Origin of the sequence: Thauera carbonicopians (genome assembly GCF_025699485.1) — a bacterium.
Taxonomy (GTDB): domain Bacteria; phylum Pseudomonadota; class Gammaproteobacteria; order Burkholderiales; family Rhodocyclaceae; genus Thauera.
In genome coordinates, this window is record NZ_JANUXN010000003.1 from 73,994 (window position 1) to 97,355 (window position 23,362).

Genomic DNA, 23,362 nt, shown 5'->3' on the forward strand with positions numbered 1-23,362 from the left:
TCCTACCAGGTGGCGCCGGGGTGGGCGCGCGCCAGGCCCTGCATTTCGCCCAGCAGGTAGCTGAGGTGCTCGGAGTGGCGGCCGTGCTTGCCTTCCGGCACGTAGCCGCGTACGTCGGGCCGCTTCAGCGTGGCTTCGGCCAGGGTGTCGGCGACGATGGCGTCCCAGGCGGCGCGCAGCGTGCGCACGTCGGTGGCGGCGCCGCTGGCGATGGCGGCGTCCTCGGCGGCGCTCGGCGTCCAGAACTCTTCCGTGTAGGGGAACAGGTGGTCGAGCGCGGCCTGGGCGCGGGCGTGCGATTCCTCGGTGCCGTCACCGAACTTCACCACCCAGTCGGCGGCGTGGTGCAGGTGGTAGCGCGCTTCCTTCAGCGACTTGGCGGCGATCGCGGCCAGGTCGGCGTCGGGCGACTTCTGCAGTGCGTCCCACACCAGCACCATCAGCGCGCTGTAGAGGAAGTTGCGCACGATGGTGGTGGCGTAGTCGCGGTCCGAGGCAGCGTAGCCGACCAGCGCGCCGTGGTTGGGCAGCTCCACCAGGGTGTAGTTGCGGAACTCGGTGTCGTCGCGGAAGTAGGCCAGCGTGTCCTCGGTGGCGCCGTTGCCGATGCGCGTCGCGGCGAGCTGGTACAGCAGGCGGGCCTGGCCGATCAGGTCGAGGCTGACGTTGGCGAGCGCGAGGTCTTCTTCCAGGATCGGGCCGTGGCCACACCATTCGGCGTCGCGCTGGCCGAGCACCACGGCGTTGTCCGCCAGGTGCAGCAGGTAGTCGTTGGGTGCCGTGCTCATCACATGTGCCCCACTTCTTCAGGGATTTCGTAGAAGGTCGGGTGGCGGTAGATCTTGTCCGCAGCGGGGTCGAACAGCTCGCCCTTGTCGTCCGGGTTGCTGGCGGTGATCGAGGCCGAAGGCACGACCCAGATGCTCACGCCTTCCTGGCGGCGGGTGTAGACGTCGCGCGCCATGTGCAGCGCCTGCGCGGCGTCGGCCGCGTGCAGGCTGCCACAGTGCTTGTGCTCGAGGCCTTGCTTGCTGCGGACGAAGACTTCCCAGAGCGGCCAATCCTTGAGTGCGGGGGTGTTCATGCTGCCTCCTTGTCTGCGCGTGCGCGTTGCTTTTGTGCGTGTGCCAGGGCCGCGTCGCGGACCCACTGGCCATCCTTGTGTGCCTTGACCCGGGTGGCCAGGCGTTCCTTGTTGCAGGGGCCGTTGCCTTCGACGGTGTTCCAGAATTCCTGCCAGTCGATCTGGCCGTAGTCGTGGTGGCCGCGCTCCTCGTTCCACTTCAGGTCGGGGTCGGGCAGGGTCACGCCGAGCACCTTGGCCTGCGGCACGGTGGCGTCGATGAACTTCTGCCGCAGCTCGTCGTTGCTGATGCGCTTGATGCCCCAGCGCATGCCCTGCGCGCTGTGCGGGCTGTCGGCGTCCGGCGGCCCGAACATCGCCAGGCACTTCCACCACAGGCGGTTGACCGCGTCCTGCACCATGCGGCGCTGCGCTTCGCTGCCCTTCATCATTACCAGCAGGGCTTCGTAGCCCTGGCGCTGGTGGAAGGATTCCTCCTTGCAGACGCGGATCATGGCGCGCGCATAGGGGCCGTAGGAGCAGCGGCACAGCGGGATCTGGTTCATGATCGCGGCGCCGTCCACCAGCCAGCCGATCACGCCGACATCGGCCCAGTTCAGCGTCGGGTAGTTGAAGATCGAGCTGTACTTGGCCTTGCCGCTGTGCAGCCCGTCGATCATGTCGCCGCGGCTGGTGCCCAGGGTCTCGGCGGCGGAATACAGGTAGAGGCCGTGGCCGCCTTCGTCCTGCACCTTGGCGATCAGGATCGCCTTGCGCTTCAGGCTGGGCGCGCGCGAGATCCAGTTGCCTTCGGGCAGCATGCCGACGATCTCGCTGTGGGCGTGCTGGCTGATCTGGCGCACCAGGGTCTTGCGGTAGGCCTCGGGCATCCAGTCCTGCGGCTCGATGCGGCCGTCGGCGTCGATGCGGGCCTCGAACGCGGCTTCCTGCTCGCTTTGCGGCGGGGGCACGACGCTGAGTTTTTTGCCGCCGGGGTTTCCAGACTCGTCCGGAATGTCCATTGCTTGGGTGTACATGTGTTTCCTCCTGGCAAATGCCGTTCCGGGCGTGCCGGAACGGGATGCTGCGGGCCGCGGGTGTGGTCCGCGTTTACCTCAAACCGCCATCCATGCCGGCGGGCGTTTCTCGAAGAAGGCGGCGAAGCCTTCGCGTGCTTCGTCGGTGCTGCGCTGGCGGGCGATGCGGACGGCGGTTTCCTCGCCGACCGCTTCGTCGATGCCGCGCCCGTCGATGGCGCTGACCAACTGCTTGGCGGCGAACTGGGCCTGCGGCCCGCAGGCCAGCAGGGCCTGCACCAGGCGGTCGATCGCGGCGTCGAGCTGGTCGGCCGCGACGACGTCGTTGACCAGGCCGATCGACTTCGCTTCGGTCGCGTCGAAACGCTCGGCGCTCTGGAAGTAGCGCAGTGCGTGGCGCGGGCCGATGGCGCGCAGCACGTAGGGGCTGATCACCGCCGGGATGATGCCGAAGCGGGCTTCCGAGGTGGAGAAGCTGGCATCGTCGGCGGCGATCGCCATGTCGCAGGCGGCGGCCAGGCCGGTGCCGCCGCCGAGCGCGGCGCCCTGCACGCGGGCGATGCTCGGCTTCGACAGTCCGGCCAGGCGGCGCAGCATGGCGGCGAAGCGGCGCGAGTCGGCCAGGTTCTCCTGCTCGGTGCTGGCGGCGGCGCGGCGCATCCAGTTGAGGTCGGCTCCGGCGGAGAAATGCCGGCCGCGGCCGCCGAGCACGACCACGCGCACGCCGGCGTCGCCGTCGAGTTCGGCGCAGGCGGCGTCGAGTTCGGCGATCAGGCGTTCGTCGAAGGCGTTGAAGACCTCCGGACGATCCATCCAGATCGTCGCCACCGCGCCCTTGCGTTCGATGTCGAGGGTTTCGTAGCTCATGGCCTTGTCCTCGCGCCTCACACGCGCTCGATGATCAGCGCGATGCCCTGGCCGACGCCGATGCACATCGTGCACAGCGCGTAGCGGCCGTTGCGGCGCTGCAGCTCGTAGGCGGCGGTGGTCACCAGGCGGGCGCCGCTCATGCCCAGCGGGTGGCCGAGGGCGATGGCGCCGCCGTTGGGATTGACGCGGGCTTCGTCGTCGGCGAGGCCGAGGTCGCGCAGCACGGCGAGGGCCTGCGCGGCGAAGGCTTCGTTCAGTTCGATGACGTCCATCTGGTCCAGCGTCAGGCCGGTCTGCGCCAGCACCTTGCGCACCGCCGGTGCCGGGCCGAAGCCCATGATCCGCGGCGCGACGCCGGCGGTGGCCATGCCGACGACGCGGGCGCGTGGCGTCAGGCCATGGCGGGCGGCGGCGGCTTCCGAGGCCAGCAGCAGCGCGCAGGCGCCGTCATTGACGCCCGAGGCGTTGCCGGCGGTGACGGTGAGGTCGGGGCCGTTGACGCCTTTCAGCTTCGCCAGGGTGTCCAGCGTGGTGTCGGGGCGCGGGTGCTCGTCGGTGTCGAACGCGATCGGCTCGCCCTTCTTGCGCGGAATCTCGACCGGCACCAGTTCGTCGGCGAAGCGGCCGGCGGCGTGGGCGGCGGCCCAGCGCTGCTGCGAGCGCAGCGCGAAGGCGTCCTGGTCGGCGCGCGAGATGCCGAAGTCGGCCGCGACATTGTCCGCCGTCTGCGGCATCGAGTGGGTGTCGTAGAGCTTCTTCATCAACGGGTTGATGAAGCGCCAGCCGATCGTGGTGTCGTGGATCGCGGCGCTGCGCGAGAAGGCGCTCTCGGCCTTGCCCATGACGAAGGGCGCGCGCGACATGCTCTCGACGCCGCCGGCGATCATCAGCCCGGCTTCGCCGGCCTTGATCGAGCGCGCGGAGAGGCCGACGGCGTCCATGCCGGAGCCGCACAGGCGGTTGACGGTGGTGCCGGGTACTTCGATCGGCAGTCCGGCGAGCAGGCCGGACATGCGCGCGACGTTGCGGTTGTCCTCGCCGGCCTGGTTGGCGCAGCCGTAGATGATGTCGTCGACCGCGGTCCAGTCGACGTTCGGGTTGCGTGCCATCAGCGCCTTCAGCGGCACGGCGCCGAGGTCGTCGGCACGTACGCTGGCGAGGGTGCCGCCGTAGCGGCCGATCGGGGTGCGGATGGCGTCGCAGATATAGGCTTGGGACAGGGAGGCTTCGTTCATCGCCAACTCCTTACAGTTGCTTCGGACGCTGGTCGATGACACGGCGTGCCTTGCCGGTCAGCGTGCGCGGAATGGTGTCGAACTCCATCACGTTCACCTTGGTGCTGATGCCGATGATGGTCTTGATGTGCTGCTGCAGCGTGCGGGCGATGGTCTCGACGTCGTTGCGGCTGAGCTTGCCCGACAGCTCGCGCTGGACTTCGCAGCGGATATCGACGTTGTCGAGGTGGCCGTCGCGGCTCAGCACGATCTGGTAGTTGCCCGACAGGCGCGGGTCGCGCAGGATCTGCTCCTCGATCTGGGTCGGGAACACGTTCACGCCGCGCACGATCAGCATGTCGTCCGAACGCCCGGTGATCTTGCCGATGCGGCGGAAGGAGCGCGCGGTCGGCGGCAGCAGGCGGGTGAGGTCACGGGTGCGGTAGCGGATGACCGGGAAGGCTTCCTTGGTCAGCGAGGTGAACACCAGCTCGCCTTCCTCGCCGTCCGGCAGTACCTCGCCGGTCTCGGGGTCGATGATCTCGGGGTAGAAGTGGTCTTCCCAGATCACCGGGCCGTCCTTGGTCTCGATGCACTCGCAGGCCACGCCCGGGCCCATGACTTCGGTGAGGCCGTAGATGTCGATGGCGTCGATGCCGAGCTTGCGCTCGATCTCGGCGCGCATGCCTTCGCCCCAGGGTTCGGCGCCGAAGATGCCGACCTTCAGCGAGATGTCTTCGGGGGCGATGTTCAGGCGCTCGAACTCCTCGGCGATCACCAGCGAGTAGGACGGCGTGACCATGATCGCGTCGGGACGGAAGTCGAGGATCTGCTGCACCTGCTTCTCGGTCTGGCCGCCGGACATCGGCACCGCGGTGCAGCCGGCGCGCTCGATGCCGTAGTGGGCGCCGAGGCCGCCGGTGAACATGCCGTAGCCGTAGGCGTTATGCACCATGTCGCCGGCGCGCACGCCGGCGGCGCGCAGCGAGCGGGCGATCAGGTCGGCCCAGTTGTCGATGTCCTTGCTGGTGTAGCCGACCACCACCGACTTGCCGGTGGTGCCGCTCGAGGCGTGCAGGCGGGCGACCTTGTCGCGCGGCACGGCGAACAGGCCGAAGGGGTAGTTGTCGCGCAGGTCGGTCTTGACGGTGAAGGGGAATTTGGCGAGATCCTGCAGCGACTTCAGGTCGTCCGGATGCACGCCGGCTTCCTCGCACTTGCGGCGGTAGGGCTCGACGTTGTCGTAGGTGTGGCGCACCGACCATTGCAGGCGCTGCAGCTGCAGCGCGGAAATCTCGTCGCGGCTGGCGCTTTCGATCGGCTCGAGGTCGCCGGGGCTGGGGCTCTTCACGGGCATGGTGTTCTCTCCTCTCGTTCTCTCTTCTGGGGTGGCCGGGTTCAGGCCTGCTGTTCGCCGGGGATGACCTCGCCGGCGATGCGGTAGCTCTTGCCGCGGAACAGGGCGACGATGCCGCCGGCGCTGTTGCGCACGGTGATGTCATAGACGCCGGTGCGGCCCGACAGCGAGCGCTCCACAGCTTCGGCGCTCAGCGTGTCGCCTTCCTTGCCGGGGGCGACGAAGTCGATGCTGCAGCCCGAGGCCACGGTGCTGCGGTTGTAGGCGTTGCAGGCGTAGGCGAAGGCGGTGTCGGCGAGCGTGAAGATCAGGCCGCCGTGGCAGATGTGGTGGCCGTTCACCATGTCGCTGCGCACCGGCATGCTCAAGGTGGCGCGGCCGGGGGCGACGCTGTCGATGCGCATGCCGAGCGCCTGGGCGGCGCGGTCGCGCGACCACATCGCGGCGGCGACGGCTTCGGCGAGCGTCTGCGGATCAGTGGGGAGGGGGCGGGTTTCAGTCATGGATGTTCTTCCCGGCAAAAACGTGTTGCTGGATCAGCGGCGAGACGCGGTAGCGGTCTTCGCCGTAGAAGCGGGTGAGGTTGGCGAGCACGTCGCGGACGGCCGGCAGGCCGACGCGGTCGGCCCATTCAAGCGGCCCGCGCGGGTAATTGACGCCGAGCCGCATCGCCGCGTCGGCGCCGCGTGCGTCGCAGACACCCTGGTTCACCGCGTCGGCGGCTTCGTTGGCGAGCATGGCGACGGTGCGCATCACAATCAGGCCGGGGATGTCGTTCAGGCGCGAGACGGCGAAGCCGGCCGCCTGCAGCAGGCCGATGGCAGCGCCGATGGCCGGCGCCCAGGCATTGATCGCCGCGCCGACGGCGATGCGCGAGGCGCTGGCGTAGTCGAGTGCGAGGTCGATCAGGACGACGTTGGCGATGCCCAGTTCGGCTGCACGCTGGGTGGCGCTGCGGCCGTCGGTGACGTACAGCACCGCGCCGCCGGCTTCGGCAATGCGGCCATCCGCGCCCTCGTTGCCTTCGCTCCAGCGACAGGCGATGCCGCGCTCGAACAGGCGGTCGGCCAGCGCGTGGGCGGCGGCCGACTGGCCGTGCAGCACGATGTCGGTCGGCGTGCTCTGCGCCACCGCTTCCTTCGGCGCGGGGCGGGTGGCGCCGTCGCGATAGTCGAAGAAGCCGCGTCCGCTCTTGCGGCCGAAGAAGCCTGCATCGACCAGCTCCTGCTGGATCAGCGAGGGGGTGAAGCGCGGGTCGTTGTAGAAGGCGTTCCAGACCGAGCGGGTGACGGCGAAATTGACGTCGTGGCCGATCATGTCCATCAGCTCGAACGGCCCCATGCGGAAGCTGCCGCAGTCGCGCATCAGCGCATCGAGGGTGGCACAGTCGGCGCCGCCTTCGTTGAGCACGCGCAGCGCTTCGGCGTAGTAGGGGCGGGCGACGCGGTTGACGATGAAGCCCGGCGTCGAGCGCGCATGCACCGGCGTCTTGCCCCAGGCCGCCGCGGTGGCGAACAAGGTGTCGGCGACGGCCTTGTCGGTGGCGAGGCCGGAGACGATCTCGACCAGCGCCATCAGCGGTGCCGGGTTGAAGAAGTGCAGGCCGGCGAGGCGCTCGGGGCGGCGCAGCGTCGCGCCGATCGAGGTCACCGAGATCGACGAGGTGTTGGTGCCGAAGATGCAGTCGTCGCCGACGATGCCTTCCAGCTCGCGGTACAGCGTGCGCTTGGCTTCCAGGTTCTCGACGATGGCTTCGACCACCAGCGCGGCATCGGCCAGATCGCCGAGGCCGGCGGCGGCGACCAGGCGCTGGCCGGCGGTCTCGGCGGCCTCGGCCGTCATGCGGCCTTTGTCGGCGAGCTTGCGGTATTGCGCGCGGATGCCGTCGATGGCCGTGGCGGCGGCGCCTTCGCGGGCATCGACGAGCCTGACGAGGTGGCCGGCGGCAGCCGCCACCTGGGCGATGCCGGCGCCCATCGCGCCGGCGCCGACCACTGCGACGACGGCCGAGGGATCGAGCGGCACGGCGCGCGGCGGAGTGTGCTGGGTGTCGCTCACGCTCATTCTCCGGTGAAGCGCGGCGCGCGCTTTTCCATGAAGGCGGCGACGCCTTCGGCGTAGTCGCGGCTCCAGCCGAGCTCACGCATGAAGCTGCCTTCGAAGGACAGCTGCTGTTCCAGCGTGTGGCCCGGCGCGGCGTGCATGGCCTGGCGGGTGCGCACCAGCGCCTTGGTCGGCATCGCGGCCAGTTGCGCGGCCACGGCATCGACCTTGGCGGCGAACTCGGCGTCGTCGTAGGCGGCCCAGATCAGGCCCCAGTCGGCGGCCTTGTCGGCGGGCAGCTTGTCGGCGAGCAGGGCCAGGCCCATCGCCCGCGCCATGCCGACGCGCTGCGGCAGCAACCAGGTGCCGCCGGTGTCGGGCACCAGGCCGATCTTGCTGAAGGCCTGCAGGAAGGAGGCCGAGCGCGTTGCCAGCACCAGGTCGCAGGCCAGCGCGACACTGGCGCCGGCGCCGGCGGCGATGCCGTTGACCGCGGCGATGGTGGGCACCCGCAGGTTCTGCAGGCGCAGCACCAGCGGCTTGTAGTTGCGTTCGACGACGTTGCCGATGTCCGGCAGGCGGCCGTCGGGCAGCGCCGCCATGTCGGGGTCGGCCAGGTCCTGGCCGGCGCAGAAGGCGCGGCCGGCGCCGCTCAGCACCAGCACGCGCACCGAGGCATCGGCCTGGATGGTGTCGAGCGCATGGCGCAGCTCGGCGTGCATCTCGCCGGTGAAGCTGTTGAGCTTGTCCGGGCGGTTCAGCGTCAGGCGGGCGATGCCGTTGTCGACGCCGAAGAGGATGTTGTTGTATTCCATCGCTCCCCCTCAGGCGTGATAACGGCGCTGGACGACACGGAAGCGGTTGGCGACGAAGGCCGAATCCGAGTACGAGGCGTTGGCCGCCGGGTTGCCGCCGGTGCCGTGGTAGTCGGAGAAGGCCGCCGACTGGTTCACGAACACGCCGCCGGTGAGGTTGATCGACAGCGCGACCTTGCTGCGCCAGGTGGCTTCGGTCATGGCGTCGATGACCTCCTGGCGGGTCGAGTAGAGGCCGACGGTGAGCGCGCCGTGGGTGCTGACGACGCGCTCGGACAGCGCGATCGCGGCGGCGGTGTCGGCGGTCTTGACGATGAAGCTGATCGGGCCGAAACGCTCTTCCATGTAGGCCTTCTCGTCGCCGGCGTCGCAGGCCAGCAGCACCGGCGTGCGCACGATGGCGGCGGGGAAGTCGGGGTTGTCGAGGCGCTGCGAGCTCAGCACGACGCGGCCGAGCTCGCCGCCGTTGGCGATGTCGATGCGTTCGGCGGTGGCGCTGGACTGGATCGCACCGAGCACGGCATGGGCGACTTCGGGCTTGGACAGGAAGCGTTCGACCGCCTTCGCCAGGTCGGCGCAGACCTCGTCGTAGCTCTTGTGGCCTTCGTCGGTGTCGATGCCGCCGGCCGGCACGAAGATCGCCTGCGAGGTGGTGCACATCTGGCCGGAGTACAGCGACAGCGTGAAGGCGAGGTTGCCCAGCATCGCCTTGTAGGCGTCGGTCGAGTCGATGACGATGTTGTTGACGCCGGCCAGCTCGGCATAGACCTGGGCCTGGCGGCAGTTGTCGATCAGCCACTGGCCGAAGACGTTGCTGCCGGTGAAGTCGATCGACTTCACCGCCGGGTGGGTGGCGAGCGCCTGGGTGGCGCTGCGCTGCGGCGCGACGCACAGCGTGACCAGGTTGGGGTCGATGCCGTTCTCGGCCAGCACGGCGCGGATCGTGCGCACGGTGATCGCCGCCGGCAGGATGGCATTGCTGTGCGGTTTGACGATGACGGCGTTGCCGGTGGCGAGCGTGGCGAACAGGCCGGGGTAGGTGTTCCAGGTCGGGAAGGTGCCGCAGCCGATCACCAGGCCGACGCCGCGGCCGACGATCTGGTAATGCTTCTTCATGACCAGCGGCGGGTTCTTGCCCTGCGGTTTTTCCCAGCTGGTCTCGGCCGGCACGAAGCTCTGCTCGCGCCAGGCGTAGGCGACGGCTTCGAGGCCGCGGTCCTGGGCGTGCGGGCCGCCGGCCTGGAAGGCCATCATCCAGCCCTGGCCGGTGGTCATCATCACCGCATGGGCGATCTCGAAGCTCTGCGCGTTGAGGCGGGCGAGGATTTCCAGACAGATGCCGGTACGGCCGTCGGCACCGACGGCCTGCCAGCCCTTCATTGCTTCGGTGCCGGCGGCGATCAGCGCCTCGGGCTCGCACACCGGGTAGCTGACGCCGAGCTCGGTGCCGTAGGGCGAGGCTTCGCTGCCGAGCACGCCGGTCTGGCCGGGCTGGTCCAGTTCGAAGGTCTTGCCCAGGTGGGCTTCGAAAGCACGCTTGCCGTCGTCGGGCGCGGTTTCGCCGTACAGCTTCGGGCTGGGCATTTCGGGGAAGGGCGTCCAGTAGCCGCGCGTCGCGATCGCGTTCAGCGCGCCATCGAGGGTGGCTTGGTGCTTTTCAAGAAGGGGGTGGCTCATGCGTCTCTCTCCGGGAAGGCTGTTCTGTGGATAAACGATACAAATGAGATCATTGATGGTCAAGAACTAGTATCGTGGAAAGCCATGAGTTGCGGCGTTGTTTCTTCTATACGAAATCAGTTACACGAATCAAAATATGTTTTAAAACAATGCATTGATCGTTTTATTTTTGAGCATTAAGAAATCAAACGTCATTTATAGAAGTTTTGTATAGCTCCGTTATGAGCTTGTTGTGATACTGAAAAAGCAAATATAGTGTGTTTTATGTATCGTTTTTGCTGGGCGACCTGCCCGTCGGTGTGGCCGAGTGTCTGCGCCGGCCTGCAGGCTGCCCTGCAGCACATGCCGGAAGGAGGGGGCCATGAAAGAATGGGATGCAGCGGCCGGGCAGGACGCCGGCAGGGAGTCGGCCGCAAGGGTGCCGGCTATGCGCAAGGCACTGAAAGCGCTAGACTTCGCGGCCGTCATAAATGCCGGCGCAGCGCTCCCTACCGTGTTCAGTCCTCTGCAACTGCTGATCGATGATTTCCGTCGTCAAGACCGTGTGCACGCGGGCTCCCTGATCATCTCGGTGTTCGGCGATGCGGTCGTGCCGCGCGGCGGCCGCATCTGGCTGGGGAGCCTGATCCGCCTGCTCGAGCCGCTCGGGCTCAACGAGCGGCTGGTGCGGACCGCGGTGTTCCGCCTCGTGCGCGACGAATGGCTGGCGAGCGCGCGCTCCGGCAGGCGCACCGACTACCTGCTGACGCCCACCGGCGAGCAGCGTATCGACGAAGCCTCGCGCCTGATCTACGCCGCTGCGACGCCGCAGTGGGACCGCCGCTGGCGCCTGATCGTCACCGTCGGCGAACTGGCGGCGAAGGACCGCGAGCGTCTGCGCAAGGCGCTGCTCTGGCACGGCTTCGGTTCGCTCAGCAACGACTGCTTCGTGCATCCCGGCGTCGACCTGATCGCCGTCTTCGACGCGCTGGCAGCCGAAGGCCTGGGCGGCCTGCTCGACCGCCTGAAGCCGCTGGTGGCGGCCGACGCCACGCTCGGCGCCGCCGCCAGCGACGCGGCGATGGTGCGTTCGGCCTGGGACCTGGCGCATCTGGCGGACTTGTACCGTGCTTTCGTCGCGCGCTACCAGCCCGCCCTCGGCGCGCTGCGCGACGGCGGCTTCGAACTTGCTGACGAAACCGCCTTCCTGTTGCGCGTGCTGCTGATCCACGACTACCGCCGCCTGCTGCTGCGCGATCCGGCGCTGCCCGACGTGCTGCTGCCGGCCGACTGGCCGGGACAGAAGGCCCGCCTGCTGTGCCGCGAACTCTATCGCCGCCTGCTGGCTGGTTCGGAGCGCCATCTCGACGCCTGCTTCCAGTTGGCCGACGGCGCGGTGCCCGAAGCTTCGGCGCGGCTGCACGAGCGCTTCCGCGACGCCGATCTGCTCGCGCTGCCGGTCTGAGCACCGGCGGCGCGTCCTCAGGATGCCCGGTTGTACGGTGCTTCCTGCCTTACGTCCGCTCATGTGGCGTCCGATATGCACTACGCCTGTTACACGCGCCGTTGCACGTCGTCCCCGGCCCTTTCAACTGTCGCGTTTCTTGGCTTCGACCAGCGGCACGACGTCCGGCATCTCGATGCGCTTGCGGCCGGCTTCGACCGCCGTCAGCGGCGTCGTCTCGTACAGGCTCTGCAGGCAGCGGCGCGTCAGATCCTGGTAGGTGCCGGTGCCTTCGGTCTTCCAGCGGATTTCCTCTTCGCTCAGCGGGCGGATGATCTTGGCCGGCACGCCGGCGACCAGCACGCGCGGCGGAATCTCGATGCCGGCCTTGATGAAGGCCGAGGCGGCGACGATGGATGCCTCGCCGATCACGACCTTATCCATGATCACCGCGTTCATGCCGATCAAGGCGTTGCGGCCGACGCGGCAGCCGTGCAGCACCGCGCCGTGGCCGATGTGGCCGTCTTCCTCCACCACCGTGTCGGTGCCCGGAAAACCGTGCATGACACAGGTGTCCTGCAGGTTCGAGCCGCGCTCGAGGATCAGGCGGCCGAAGTCGCCGCGCAGGCTGGCGCAGGGGCCGACGTAGCAGCCGGGGCCGACGATGACGTCGCCGATCAGCACCGCCGAAGGGTGCACGTAGGCGCTCGGATCGACCACCGGGACGATGCCGTCGATGGCGTAAACCTTCAGTTCGGGCTTGATCACGCGTACTCTCCTGTTTTGTCGTTACATATAAATAAACGATTTCTTCAATAAGGAACAGCTCCGATGAACATGGCGAACGACGAACTGGAAGGCAAGCACGGGGTTCAATCGCTCGAAGTGGGCATGAGCATCCTGCGCGCGATGGCCACCGGCCGGCGCTCGATGATGCTGAAGGACATCGCCCAGGCGGCCGGCATGCCGCCGTCCAAGGCCCACCGCTACCTCGTCAGCCTGATCCGCAGCGGCCTGGTCGAGCAGGACCGGCTGACCTCGCGCTACGACCTCGGTCCCTTCGCGCTGAACCTCGGCCTGGTCGCGCTCGACCGCGTGGATCGCATCCGCCTCGGCCTGATGGCGATCAACGACCTGCGCGACGCCACCAACGAGACCGTGGCGCTGTCGGTGTGGAGCGACGGCGGCCCGGTGGTGGTGCGCTGGGAGCGCCCGCGCCGCCCGATCACCGTCAACGTCGTCACCGGCACCCACCTGAGCCTGCTGCGCTCGGCGGGCGGGCGGGTATTCGCGGCCTGGCTGCCCGAGCGCCAGACCGAGGCGCTGATCGCACGCGAGCTCGACAGCGGCAAGGCGCCGGCCGGCGTCGCCAGCATGGACGATGCGCGCGCGCTGCTGGCGCAGGTGCGCGAGGTGGGCATGGCCGTCATCACCGGCGACTACTTCGCACGCGGCGTCGAAGCCGCGGCCGCGCCGGTGTTCAACTTCAACAACGAGATCACGATGGCGATCGCGATGGTCGGTGTCGAGGGATCGATGGACCTGGCGCCCGACGGTGCCACGCTGCTTGCGCTGCGGAGCGCTGCCGCCGACCTGTCGCGCCGCCTCGGCGCCACGCCGGCACAGGACTGAAACCGGCCGGCCCGGACGCCCCTCGAACCGTCCCCCCGCCGGTCCCGCTCGCCCCGATGCCGGGCCCCGCGCCGGCCGTCTCCACCCCCGGCCCGTTCGTCACGAGGGGCCCGGGCAACGGGCGTGCAGGCTTCACGCATTGTCCGTGCGCGGTCCGGCGCACGGCTTTTCCCATTCTCCGGTGATGGTGTGCGCGCCACATCCCTCAAGCGATACAAAATTTCAGCTTGACGCGGCGTTTTGTATCATTTCTAATAAACGAAATCTCTTCCGTTATTCAGAATTTTTCGGATTCCAACGGTATTCGTGCTGAGGAGCGGACGAGGTGTGCCGTCGAGCCTTGCAGACGAGGCCGCGGAGCCGCCGGATAACGGCTGGCCGATCAGATCAACAACGGAGGAGAAGCCATGAAACTGCGTCACACCCTGCTGGCCGCCATCGGCCTCGCATTCGCCGCTACTGCCGCCCAGGCCGAGATCAAGGTCGGCGTCGTGCTGTCGGCGACCGGCCCCGCGGCCTCGCTCGGCATTCCCGAGCGCAACACCGTGTCGCTGCTGCCGACCACCATCGGCGGCGAGACGGTGCGCTACATCGTGCTGGACGACGCGTCCGACACCACCACCGCGGTCAAGAACACGCGCAAGCTGGTGGCCGAGGACAAGGTCGACGTGCTGATCGGCTCCACCACCAGCCCCCCGTCGCTGGCGATGGTCGACGTCGCCGCGGAGACCAAGACGCCGATGATCTCGATGGCGGCCTCGGCCCGCATCGTCGCGCCGGTGGACGACAAGAAGTACTGGGTGTTCAAGACGCCGCAGAACGACCGCCAGATGGCGTCGGCGATCATCGAGCACATGGCCGCCAACAACGTGAAGTCGGTGTCCTTCATCGGCTTCGCCAACGCCTACGGCGAAGGCTGGTACGAGCAGTTCAAGCAGCTCGCCGACGAAGCCGGCATCAAGATCGCCGCCAACGAGCGCTTCAATCCGGCCGACACCTCGGTCACCGGCCAGGCGCTGAAGCTGATGTCGGCCAAGGCCGACGCGGTGTTCATCGCAGGTTCGGGCACGCCCGCGGCGCTGCCGCAGAAGACGCTGCGCGAGCGCGGCTACAAGGGCCCGATCTACCAGACCCACGGCGTCGCCAACAACGACTTCCTGCGCATCTGTGGCAAGGACTGCGAAGGCACGCTGCTGCCGGTCGGTCCGGTGCAGATGGCGCGCAGCCTGCCCGACGACAATCCGGTGAAGGCGACCGCGCTGGCCTACGTCGAGAAGTACGAGGCTGCCCACGGCGCCGGTTCGGTGTCGAGTTTCGGTGCCTATGCCTGGGATGCCGGCGTGCTGCTGGAAGCCGCCGTGCCGGAAGCGCTGAAGACCGCGAAGCCGGGCACTGCCGAGTTCCGTGCCGCGCTGCGCGATGCGCTCGAGAACGTCAAGGAAGTGGCGGGCGCCACCGGCATCTTCACCATGAGCGCCGACGACCACCTCGGCCTGGACGAGCGTTCGCGGGTCATGATCGAAATCCGCAACGGCACCTGGTCGCTGCTCAAGTAAGTCGGCAGCACTCCACAGAACGGGTGCGTCCGTTGCGGGCGCACCCGTCCATGCCGCACGGCCGGCATGGCTTTCCCCTTTCCGGCTGGCGTCGTCCGACGGCCAGTGGAGACGACCCATGGATATGTCAATTGCACTGATACTGGGCCAGGACGGCATCACCAACGGCGCCATCTACGCGCTGCTGGCGCTGGCCCTGGTGCTGGTGTTCGCGGTCACGCGGGTGATCTTCATCCAGCAAGGCGAGTTCGTCGCCTACGGCGCGCTGACGCTGGCGATGATGCAGGGCGGCGGCATGCCGGCCACGCTGTGGCTGCTGCTGGTGATGGGGGTGCTCGTCACCCTGTTCGACTGTACTGCCGCACTCCGTGCGGGCCAGACGCGCAAGGCGCTCGGCGTCGCGGGCTGGAACCTGATTTATCCGCTGGTGCTGATGGGTCTGTTCGCTGCGGTGCCGGTCGATGCACTGCCGCTGTTCGTCCACGTCGTGCTGACGCTGGCGATCGTGGTGCCGATGGGGCCGATGATGTACCGCCTGATGTACCAGCCGATCGCCTCCGCGCCGGTGCTGATCCTGCTGATCGTGTCGGTGGCGCTGCACATCGCCATGGTCGGGCTGGGGCTGCTGTTCTTCGGTGCCGAAGGCCATCGGACGCCGTCCTTCAGTGATGCCAGCTTCGAGTTCGGTTCGCTGATGGTGAGCGGCCAGACGCTGTGGGTGCTGGTGGTGTCGGCATTGCTGATCGTCGCGCTGTACCAGTTCTTCGAGCGCACGCTGTACGGCAAGGCCTTGCGCGCGACTGCGATCAACCGCGTCGGCGCCCAGTTGATGGGCATCTCGCCGGCGCTCGCGGGCAAGCTCACCTTCCTGCTGGCGGCCTTCATCGGCGCGCTGTCCGGCGTGCTGATCGCGCCGATCACCACGATCTACTACGACACCGGCTTCCTGATCGCCCTGAAGGGCTTCGTCGCCGCGATCATCGGCGGTCTGGCGAGCTACCCGCTGGCGGCGCTGGGTGCGCTGGTGGTGGGCCTGCTCGAAGCCTTCGCCTCGTTCTGGGCCAGCGCCTACAAGGAAGTCATCGTCTTTACCCTGATCATTCCCGTGCTGCTGTGGCGGTCGCTGAGCACGCGCCACGTGGAGGAAGAAGAATGAGAGCCGACCGCTTGCTGCTGGGGGGCTTCCTGGTCCTGCTGCTGGTGCTGCCAGCCGTGCTGTCCCCCTACTACATCACGCTGCTGAACTACATCGGGCTGTATGCGATGGTGGCACTCGGGCTGGTGCTGCTGACCGGCGTCGGCGGCCTGACCAGCTTCGGCCAGGCGGCCTTCGTCGGCCTGGGCGCCTACACCACCGCGGCGCTGACCACGGCCACCGAGCTGCCGGGCTGGCTGGCCTGGGTGGGCGCATCGCCGTGGCTGACGCTGGTCGCCGGCCTGGTCATCACCGCCACCGTGGCGCTGATCCTGGGTTCGCTGACGCTGAAGCTGTCGGGCCACTTCCTGCCGCTGGGCACGATCGCCTGGGGCATCAGCCTGTACTTCCTGTTCGGCACCATGCAGAGCCTGGGCGGCCACACCGGCATCACCGGTATCCCGCCGATCGAGCTGTTCGGCTGGAAGCTGGACGAGGGCGGCGAGATCTACTACCTGATCTGGGCCTTCCTGCTGGTGGCGATGCTGACCACGCACAACCTGCTCGACTCGCGCGAAGGCCGTGCCATCCGCGCGCTGAAGGGCGGGCGGGTGATGGCCGAGGCGATGGGGGTGGATACCTCGCGTGCGCGCATGATCATCTTCGTCATCGCCGCGCTGCACGCCTGCGCCGCGGGCTGGCTGTACGCGCACATGCAGCGCTTCGTCAATCCGACGCCGTTCGGCGTGCATATCGGCATCGAATACCTGTTCATGGCGGTCATCGGCGGCGCCGGCTACGTCTGGGGCGCGATCGTCGGCGCGGGCGTCATCACCGTGCTCAAGCAGTGGCTGCAGGACTGGCTGCCGCAACTGCTCGGCGCCAACGGCAACTTCGAGATGATCGTGTTCGGCATCCTGATGGTGCTGGTGCTGCACCGTGCCCGCGAGGGCCTGTGGCCGATCCTGAAGAAGCTGGTGCCGCTGCCGGTGGTGAACAAGAAGATCGACGAGGCGGCCGAGACGCTGCCGCGCCGCACGCTGCCGAAGGCGGGCGAGCCGATCCTGGTGGCGAAGAACGTCACGCGCAAGTTTGGCGGCCTGGTGGCGAACAACGACATGAGCCTGGAAGTGCGCGCCGGCGAGATCCTCGCCCTGATCGGGCCGAACGGCGCCGGCAAGAGCACGATGTTCAACCAGATCTCGGGCGTCGATACGCCGACTTCGGGCGAAGTGCTGTTCCTCGGCAAACCGGTGGCCGGCCACGATTCGCGCGAGATCGCCCGCATGGGCATGAGCCGGACCTTCCAGCACGTCAAGCTGCTGCCGACGATGACGGTGCTCGAGAACGTCGCCATCGGCGCCCACCTGCGCAGCGGCAAGGGCGTGCTCAGTGCGGCCTGGCGCATGGACCGCGCCGAGGAGGCGCGCATCCTGAAGGAAGCGGCCTGGCAGATCGAGCGCGTCGGCCTCAAGGACTTCATGTACGAAGAGGCGGGCAGTCTCGCGCTCGGCCAGCAGCGCATCCTCGAGATCGCCCGCGCGCTGTGCGCCGACCCCTGCCTGCTGCTGCTCGACGAGCCCGCCGCCGGCCTGCGGCTGAAGGAGAAGCAGGCGCTCGGCGATCTGCTGCGCAAGCTGCGCGCCGAAGGCATGGCGACGCTGATCGTCGAACACGACATGGACTTCGTCATGGGCCTGGTCGATCGCGTGGTGGTGATGGAGTTCGGCCAGAAGATCGCCGAAGGCCTGCCCGACGAGATCCAGAAGAACCCGGCGGTGCTCGAAGCCTATCTGGGAGGTGTGGAATGATCGCAGGCCAGAGGAGCGAAACGATGGCGGACAGTGTGCACAGCAATGCCGGCGCGGCCAAGCCGGTGCTGGAGGTCAGGGATCTCTGTGTGTCCTACGGCAAGGTCGAGGCGCTGACCAATGCCAGCCTGACTGTCGGCGAAGGCCAGATCGTCACCGTGATCGGCCCCAACGGCGCCGGCAAGACGACGATGCTGTCGGCGATCATGGGCGTGCTCGGCTCGAAGGGCAAGGTCGAGTTCGACGGCACCCTGGAAGTCGTGCCCGAAGTCGAGCGCATGGTCGCGCGTGGCATGAACCTGGTGCCCGAGAAGCGCGAACTGTTCGGCGAGATGAGCGTCGAGGACAACCTCGTGCTCGGCGCCTTCCAGCGCTACCGCATGGGCAAGCGCGACCACGGACAGACGCTGGAAGAGGTCTATGCGCTGTTCCCGCGCCTGAAGGAGCGCCGCGACCAGGCCGCCGGCACGATGTCCGGCGGCGAGCGCCAGATGCTGGCGGTGGGCCGCGCGCTGATGGCCAAGCCCAAGCTGCTGATGCTCGACGAGCCCAGCCTGGGTCTGGCGCCGCTGATCGTGCGCGAGATCTTCCGCATCATCGCCGAGCTGCGCCGGCGCGGCGTGTCGATCCTGCTGGTCGAACAGAACGCGCGCGCGGCGCTGCAGGTCGCCGACTACGCCTACGTGCTCGAGACCGGGCAGGTGGCGATGGAAGGGCCGGCCCATCTGCTGGCCGACGATCCCCGCGTCATCGAAGCCTATCTGGGCTTCGGCAAGCACCAGGACATGCTGGCGACCTGAGCGCCGGGCAAGGAGACTCCGATGGAAGCGATGCGCATATTGATGGATGAACACCAGTCGCTGGCGGCGATCATCCACGCCATCCGGTACATGATCAAGGAGATCGGCGAAGGCCGGCTCGAACCGGATCACAAGCTGCTGAAGGCGATGGTCGAATACCTCGACGCCTACCCCGAGAAGCGCCACCACCCGAAGGAAGACGAATTCCTCTTCGGGCCGCTGAGGGCGCGCACCGAGGAGGGTGCCGAAGTGCTGGCCCACCTGGAGCGGGAACACGCCGAAGCCGACGCCCGCATCAAGACGCTGGAAGCCGCGCTGGCGCGCTACCAGGCGGGCGAGCCCTGTGGCTTCGAGGCCTTCAGCGAGGCCTTCGATGCCTATGCCGAGTTCTACCGCCTGCACATGATGACCGAGGAGCGCGAGGTCATTCCGCTGCTGATCAAGTACCTCACGCCCGAAGACTGGGCGCGCGCCGATGCCGGCTTCGCCGCCAACCGCGACCCGATGGGCGGCACCCGCAACGCCGGCGGGCAGGAGGACTTCGGCCGCATCTTCTCCAAGCTCGTCGCCGCTGCGCCGGCGCCGATCGGGCTGGGCGCGGGGCCGTACAAGGACGACTGAGGGGACCACGTACGGCTCGGCCTTGTCCTGCGTGCATCTGCCCAATGGACCGCCCAGCCGTGCTCGGGCCGCAGTTCGGCGATGCCGTCGGGCAGCCTGCACGAACGCGCGCCGGGGGCGGGTGAGGTCTCCCTCGTTCCCCGGAACGAACGGGATTGCAGCCCCATGGCATGGGGCTGCAATCCTCCGTGGGCGGGGTGTCTTACTTGCCCTGGGTCAGCTTGGTGTGGCTCGTGATCAGGTTGCGGTAGTCCGGGATGTGCGCCGAGAACAGCGCGCCCAGGCCTTCGACGTCGTTGCGCCAGTCGCGGTGCAGCTCGCAGGCCACGCCGAACCAGGTCATCAATTGCACGCCGGCCGCTTCCATGCGGCGCCAGGCCGAGTCGCGGGTGAGCTCGTTGAAGGTGCCCGAGGCGTCGGTGACCACGAACACGTCGAAGCCTTCCTCGATCGCCGACAGTGCCGGGAAGGCGACGCAGACCTCGGTCACGACTCCGGCGATGATCAACTGCCTCCTGCCGGTGGCTTTCACCGCGGCGACGAACTCGTCGTTGTCCCAGGCGTTGATGTTGCCGGGGCGGGCGATGTACGGCGCATCCGGAAACTGTTCGACCAGTTCCGGCACCAGCGGGCCGTTGGGGCCGGATTCGAAGCTGGTGGTGAGGATGGTCGGCAGCTTGAAGTACTTGGCGAGGTCGCCCAGCGCCAGCACGTTGTTCTTGAATCTGTCCGGGTCGATGTCCCGGACCAGTGACAGCAGGCCGGTCTGGTGGTCCACCAGCAGCACGGCGGCGTTGTTCTTGTCGAGGCGAACGTAGGGTTTGGTCATGATGGATCTCCTTCAGGGTTGAAGCATTGCCCGGGGGATGGGCGGAAAGCGGCCCCTTTTTGTGCCGGGGCCTCGGGTAGTCGATGAAGGCCGTTTTGCCGGGAGCCGCCCTGGCTGGCGCAGAAAGGCATCTGGGCGTGCAGCCTTCATGCTGCGGCGTCGACCAGGACCAGTTCGGCATCCTCGACGGCGAGCACGCTGATCGCTTCTTCGCCGCAGATCGCCGCGCCGTCGCGTGCATCGAGGGTGACGCCATTGACTTCGACACGCCCGCAGGCGGGTACCAGGTAGCCATGGCGCGCCGTGTCCGCGAAGCGGTATTCGGCACGTTCCCCTGCTTTCAGCGTGGCGCCCAGCACCCGCGCGGCGGTGCGGATCGGCAATGCATCGCCGTCGCCGTCGATGCCGCTGGCCAGCGGTACGAATTGCCCCGAACGATCGGCCTTGGGGAAGGGCCTGGCGCCCCAGGACGGCGGTTCGCCGCGCCGGTCGGGGATGATCCAGATCTGGAAGATGCGGGTGACGCCCGGTTCCAGGTTGTATTCCGAGTGGCGGATGCCCGTGCCTGCGCTCATCACCTGCACGTCGCCGGCCACCGTGCGGCCCTTGTTGCCGAGGCTGTCCTGGTGCGTGATGGCGCCTTCGCGGACGTAGGTGATGATCTCCATGTCCGCGTGCGGGTGCGGCGGAAAGCCGGTTCCGGGGGCGATGGTGTCGTCGTTCCAGACACGCAGCGCGCCCCAATGCACACGCTTCGGATCGTGGTATTCGGCGAAGGCAAAGTGGTGCCTGGCGTCCAGCCAGCCGTGGTGGGCTCCGCCAAGGCTGTCGAAGGGGCGGCGGTCGATCATGGCGATCTCCTCGGGAACAGGATTGCGATGGATGCAGTTTAGGTGCCATCAGGTGTGATAAAAATAGAAAAAATGGAATTCCATTCTTTCCATCGTTGGGGGATCGGGAGCAAGGAACGCAGCGCCATCCTGGATGACGGATGCTTGAGCCGGGTGGGTTTTCTTGTACGCCGTCAATGTGACGAATAGAATCGATGCACTCTGATCGATTCCATAAAACATGAAAAAACTGCCAGACTTGGAGGCGTGGGCCATCTTTGCCAAGGTGGCCGAGACGGGCTCCTTCGCCCGCGCCGCAGCCGAGTTCGCCTTGTCGCAAGCCACCGTATCGAAGGCGATTTCGCGCTTGGAAGCACGCATGAAGACCATGCTGTTCCATCGCACTTCCCGCCGCATGTCCCTGACCGAGAGCGGGCTGGGCGCGCTGGAACATGCGACGCGCATCCTGGAGGAGGGTGAGGCGGTGGAGGCGGAACTGGCCGAGCAGTCGGCCAGCCTGCGCGGCCCCGTGCGGATCGCGGCGCCGATGTCGTTCGGGCTTTCGCACCTGGCTCCGGCACTGCCGCGCTTCATGGAAGCGCATCCGGAGGTGGGCCTGGACATCGAGTTCAGCGACGAGATGGTCGACCTGGTCGCGAACCGCTTCGACCTGGCGCTGCGCATCGCGAGCCTGGCCGACTCCAGCCTGCTCGCCAGGCGCCTGTGCACCGTGCGCCTCCTGCTCGTCGGCGCGCCGGGCTATTTCGCGCGCCGTGGCCGCCCGCGCCATCCGCGTGAACTGGTCGAGCACCGCGCCCTGCAGTATGCGTACTCGCGCAGCGGCGCGAACTGGCGTTTCCGCCACGAGCGCCATGGCGAATTCACCCAGGCGATGAATACGCCGCTGCGGGTCAACAATGCCGAAGCCTTGGCACCCGCGCTGTTGGCCGGGTTGGGCTTGGCGCTGCAGCCGGAGTTCCTGGCCTGGCAGGACATCCAGGCGGGAAGGCTGGAAACGGTCATGGACGACTGGCAGGTCGAGCCCGTCGCCCTGCATATCGTGACGCCGCCCGGGCGGAGGCGGCCGGCCCGCGTTCAGGCCCTGATCGACTATCTTGCCGAGCATTTTGCAAGCGCGCCCTGGGCGCGGGACGGCCAGGGCGCCGGCTGACCGGTTCGATGAGGGAGGTTCTTCGACTGGCGGGGCTGTTTCTGAACCCTGAATGGGTTGTGCCCTAACGGAACTGGTTCAGCTCATTCCCGGGCAGGAGGCAGGGCAGTCACACGAATGCCCTGGGAAGGGGGCCGTGCAGGGACGACTGAAGCCGCGACGCCCGCGCGGCTCCGCCTTCACGGCCTGTGCCCGCGCTGCGGCCCGGCTCCCAGCTTCATCGCCCACAGCCACCATGCCGCGCCCAGCAGCGCCAGCAGGCCGCCGACGAGGCCGATGTGCTGCAGCCCGGCATGCGAACTCACCTGGCTGCCGATCAGTGCGCCCGCACCGATGCCGACGTTGAACAGACCCGAGAACATCGCCATCGCGACGTCGGTGGCATCCTTGGCCAGTTGCAGTACCTTGGCCTGTATCGACAGTGCCATCGCCACCATCGCCGCACCCCAGACCGAAACCAGCACATACAGCAGCTGGCTGTCGCCGACGGCGGTGGTCAGCAGCAGCAGGCAGCAGGCCAGCACGCCGGTGCTGACCAGCAGGAAGGCACGCGGCCAGCGCCGGCTGTAGCGCGAGAACAGCAGGCTGCCGACCAGCCCCATGCCGCCGTAGAGCAGCAGCACCAGCGTGGTGACGTGGGCGTCGAAGCCGCCGAACTGCTGCACGAAGGGTTCGATGTAGCTGTAGGCGGTGAACTGCGCGGAAATCACCACCACGATCAGCACGTACTGCGCCACCAGTGCCGGACGGCGGAACAGCAGCGGCAGGCTGGACAGCGAACCGGCGTTGAGGCTGGGCAGCGGCGGCAGCAGCCGGGCCAGGATGAGCATCACCACCAGCGCCACGCCGCCGATGGCGAGGAAAGTGGCGCGCCAGCCCAGCAGCCCGCCGATCACGCGCCCGAGCGGAATGCCCAGCACCATCGCCAGCGTGGTGCCGGCGGCGAGCAGGCTCAAGGCCTGCGTCGCCTTGCCTGCCGGGGCGATGCGCACCGCCAGCGACGCGGTGATCGACCAGAACACCGCATGTGCCAGTGCAACGCCCACGCGGCTCGCCATCAGAACCTCGAAGCTCCAGGCGAAGCCCGACAGGACGTGGCTGACGACGAACAGCACGAACACGACGATCAGCAGGCGGCGGCGGTCGATGTTGCGGGTCAGCAGCATGCCCGGCAGCGACACCAGCGTCACCAGCCAGGCATAGATGGTCAGCATCAGGCCGACGTGCTCGACCGGCATGCCGAAGCTGCCGCCGATGCCGCTGAGCAGCCCCACCGGCACGAATTCGCTGGTGTTGAACACGAACGCGCCCAGCGCCAGCGCGATCACGCTGAGCCAGCGCTGGCGGTCGGTCAGGACTGGCAACGGAGAAGAAACGGCAGCGGCGTCCGTCGGGGCGGGCGGACGTGGGGAAGCGGGTGCAGGAGGCATGATGCGGGGGCAAGACTGGATGTGACGGGTGGCGGAGGCCACGGCCGC

23 protein-coding genes are annotated in these 23,362 nt (G+C 67.9%); 8 read left to right on the forward strand and 15 right to left on the reverse strand.

What is annotated here, in order from left to right; genetic code table 11:
• Window positions 1–2 precede the first annotated feature (2 nt).
• The 10 genes from paaC to paaN form a co-directional block, all read right to left on the reverse strand.
• Entirely contained in the window at window positions 3–788 is a 786-nt protein-coding gene (gene paaC, locus NX068_RS05395; protein WP_263460264.1) for a 1,2-phenylacetyl-CoA epoxidase subunit PaaC, read from the reverse strand.
• Window positions 788–1,084: a 1,2-phenylacetyl-CoA epoxidase subunit PaaB gene (paaB, locus tag NX068_RS05400; RefSeq protein WP_068639468.1), complete on the reverse strand. Its 297-nt coding sequence runs from the start codon at window positions 1,082–1,084 to the stop codon at window positions 788–790. Before paaB ends, paaC begins: the two co-directional genes overlap by 1 nt.
• Entirely contained in the window at window positions 1,081–2,100 is a 1,020-nt protein-coding gene (paaA, locus tag NX068_RS05405) for a 1,2-phenylacetyl-CoA epoxidase subunit PaaA (protein ID WP_263460265.1), read from the reverse strand. Before paaA ends, paaB begins: the two co-directional genes overlap by 4 nt.
• Window positions 2,101–2,178: 78 nt before the next feature.
• Window positions 2,179–2,967 carry an enoyl-CoA hydratase/isomerase family protein gene (locus NX068_RS05410; protein ID WP_263460266.1) on the reverse strand — a complete coding sequence of 263 codons (789 nt, stop codon included), beginning with the start codon at window positions 2,965–2,967 and terminating at the stop codon, window positions 2,179–2,181.
• A gap of 17 nt (window positions 2,968–2,984) precedes the next feature.
• Window positions 2,985–4,205, reverse strand: coding sequence for a 3-oxoadipyl-CoA thiolase (gene pcaF, locus NX068_RS05415; protein ID WP_442806691.1), 1,221 nt, complete (start codon window positions 4,203–4,205; stop codon window positions 2,985–2,987).
• 10 nt (window positions 4,206–4,215) lie between these two features.
• Window positions 4,216–5,541, reverse strand: a complete 1,326-nt coding sequence (gene paaK, locus NX068_RS05420; protein ID WP_263460267.1) for a phenylacetate--CoA ligase PaaK — start codon at window positions 5,539–5,541, stop codon at window positions 4,216–4,218.
• Window positions 5,542–5,582: 41 nt separating this feature from the next.
• Window positions 5,583–6,044 carry a hydroxyphenylacetyl-CoA thioesterase PaaI gene (gene paaI / locus NX068_RS05425; RefSeq protein ID WP_263460268.1) on the reverse strand — a complete coding sequence of 154 codons (462 nt, stop codon included), beginning with the start codon at window positions 6,042–6,044 and terminating at the stop codon, window positions 5,583–5,585.
• A complete protein-coding gene (gene paaH, locus NX068_RS05430; RefSeq protein WP_263460269.1) occupies window positions 6,037–7,605 on the reverse strand; it encodes a 3-hydroxyacyl-CoA dehydrogenase PaaH in 1,569 nt (522 codons plus the stop codon). Before paaH ends, paaI begins: the two co-directional genes overlap by 8 nt.
• On the reverse strand, window positions 7,602–8,399 hold the full coding sequence (paaG, locus tag NX068_RS05435; protein ID WP_263460270.1) for a 2-(1,2-epoxy-1,2-dihydrophenyl)acetyl-CoA isomerase PaaG: 798 nt from the start codon (window positions 8,397–8,399) through the stop codon (window positions 7,602–7,604). Before paaG ends, paaH begins: the two co-directional genes overlap by 4 nt.
• A 9-nt stretch (window positions 8,400–8,408) precedes the next feature.
• A complete protein-coding gene (gene paaN, locus NX068_RS05440; RefSeq protein WP_263460271.1) occupies window positions 8,409–10,076 on the reverse strand; it encodes a phenylacetic acid degradation protein PaaN in 1,668 nt (555 codons plus the stop codon).
• Window positions 10,077–10,437: 361 nt separating this feature from the next.
• On the opposite strand from paaN, the gene paaX reads away from it, so the two are divergent.
• Complete coding sequence (gene paaX / locus NX068_RS05445; protein ID WP_263460272.1) at window positions 10,438–11,520, forward strand: phenylacetic acid degradation operon negative regulatory protein PaaX; 1,083 nt, start codon at window positions 10,438–10,440, stop codon at window positions 11,518–11,520.
• Window positions 11,521–11,643: 123 nt separating this feature from the next.
• On the opposite strand, the gene paaY is transcribed toward paaX, so the two are convergent.
• A complete protein-coding gene (gene paaY, locus NX068_RS05450) occupies window positions 11,644–12,267 on the reverse strand; it encodes a phenylacetic acid degradation protein PaaY (RefSeq protein WP_263460273.1) in 624 nt (207 codons plus the stop codon).
• 63 nt (window positions 12,268–12,330) lie between these two features.
• Here paaY and NX068_RS05455 point away from each other — a divergent pair, with 63 nt between their 5' ends.
• The 6 genes from NX068_RS05455 (at window position 12,331) to NX068_RS05480 (ending at window position 19,054) form a co-directional block, all read left to right on the forward strand.
• Window positions 12,331–13,131 carry an IclR family transcriptional regulator gene (locus tag NX068_RS05455; RefSeq protein WP_263460274.1) on the forward strand — a complete coding sequence of 267 codons (801 nt, stop codon included), beginning with the start codon at window positions 12,331–12,333 and terminating at the stop codon, window positions 13,129–13,131.
• 407 nt (window positions 13,132–13,538) lie between these two features.
• On the forward strand, window positions 13,539–14,687 hold the full coding sequence (locus NX068_RS05460; RefSeq protein ID WP_263460275.1) for an ABC transporter substrate-binding protein: 1,149 nt from the start codon (window positions 13,539–13,541) through the stop codon (window positions 14,685–14,687).
• Window positions 14,688–14,805: 118 nt separating this feature from the next.
• Window positions 14,806–15,843 (forward strand): branched-chain amino acid ABC transporter permease, encoded by a 1,038-nt coding sequence (locus NX068_RS05465; protein WP_263460276.1) that lies wholly within the window; start codon window positions 14,806–14,808, stop codon window positions 15,841–15,843.
• Window positions 15,840–17,633 (forward strand): branched-chain amino acid ABC transporter ATP-binding protein/permease, encoded by a 1,794-nt coding sequence (locus tag NX068_RS05470; protein WP_263460277.1) that lies wholly within the window; start codon window positions 15,840–15,842, stop codon window positions 17,631–17,633. Before NX068_RS05465 ends, NX068_RS05470 begins: the two co-directional genes overlap by 4 nt.
• A 23-nt stretch (window positions 17,634–17,656) precedes the next feature.
• The gene (locus NX068_RS05475; RefSeq protein ID WP_263460278.1) at window positions 17,657–18,433 is read left to right on the forward strand and encodes an ABC transporter ATP-binding protein; all 777 of its coding nucleotides are present in this window, start codon (window positions 17,657–17,659) and stop codon (window positions 18,431–18,433) included.
• A gap of 21 nt (window positions 18,434–18,454) precedes the next feature.
• Window positions 18,455–19,054, forward strand: coding sequence for a hemerythrin domain-containing protein (locus tag NX068_RS05480; protein ID WP_263460279.1), 600 nt, complete (start codon window positions 18,455–18,457; stop codon window positions 19,052–19,054).
• A 202-nt stretch (window positions 19,055–19,256) separates the two neighbouring features.
• On the opposite strand, the gene ycaC is transcribed toward NX068_RS05480, so the two are convergent.
• From ycaC to NX068_RS05495, 3 genes are all read right to left on the reverse strand, one after another.
• Window positions 19,257–19,883, reverse strand: coding sequence for an isochorismate family cysteine hydrolase YcaC (gene ycaC, locus NX068_RS05485; RefSeq protein ID WP_263460280.1), 627 nt, complete (start codon window positions 19,881–19,883; stop codon window positions 19,257–19,259).
• Window positions 19,884–20,029: 146 nt separating this feature from the next.
• On the reverse strand, window positions 20,030–20,734 hold the full coding sequence (locus NX068_RS05490) for a pirin family protein (protein ID WP_263460281.1): 705 nt from the start codon (window positions 20,732–20,734) through the stop codon (window positions 20,030–20,032).
• Between the two features lie 48 nt (window positions 20,735–20,782).
• Window positions 20,783–21,094 carry a hypothetical protein gene (locus tag NX068_RS05495; protein WP_263460282.1) on the reverse strand — a complete coding sequence of 104 codons (312 nt, stop codon included), beginning with the start codon at window positions 21,092–21,094 and terminating at the stop codon, window positions 20,783–20,785.
• On the opposite strand from NX068_RS05495, the gene NX068_RS05500 reads away from it, so the two are divergent.
• Window positions 21,000–21,884, forward strand: a complete 885-nt coding sequence (locus NX068_RS05500) for a LysR family transcriptional regulator (RefSeq protein ID WP_442806705.1) — start codon at window positions 21,000–21,002, stop codon at window positions 21,882–21,884. The two genes, NX068_RS05495 and NX068_RS05500, sit on opposite strands and share 95 nt — an antisense overlap.
• 179 nt (window positions 21,885–22,063) lie before the next feature.
• Here the strand turns inward: NX068_RS05500 and NX068_RS05505 are convergent, their stop codons facing one another.
• Entirely contained in the window at window positions 22,064–23,248 is a 1,185-nt protein-coding gene (locus NX068_RS05505) for a sugar transporter (protein ID WP_263460284.1), read from the reverse strand.
• Window positions 23,249–23,362: the final 114 nt, after the last annotated feature.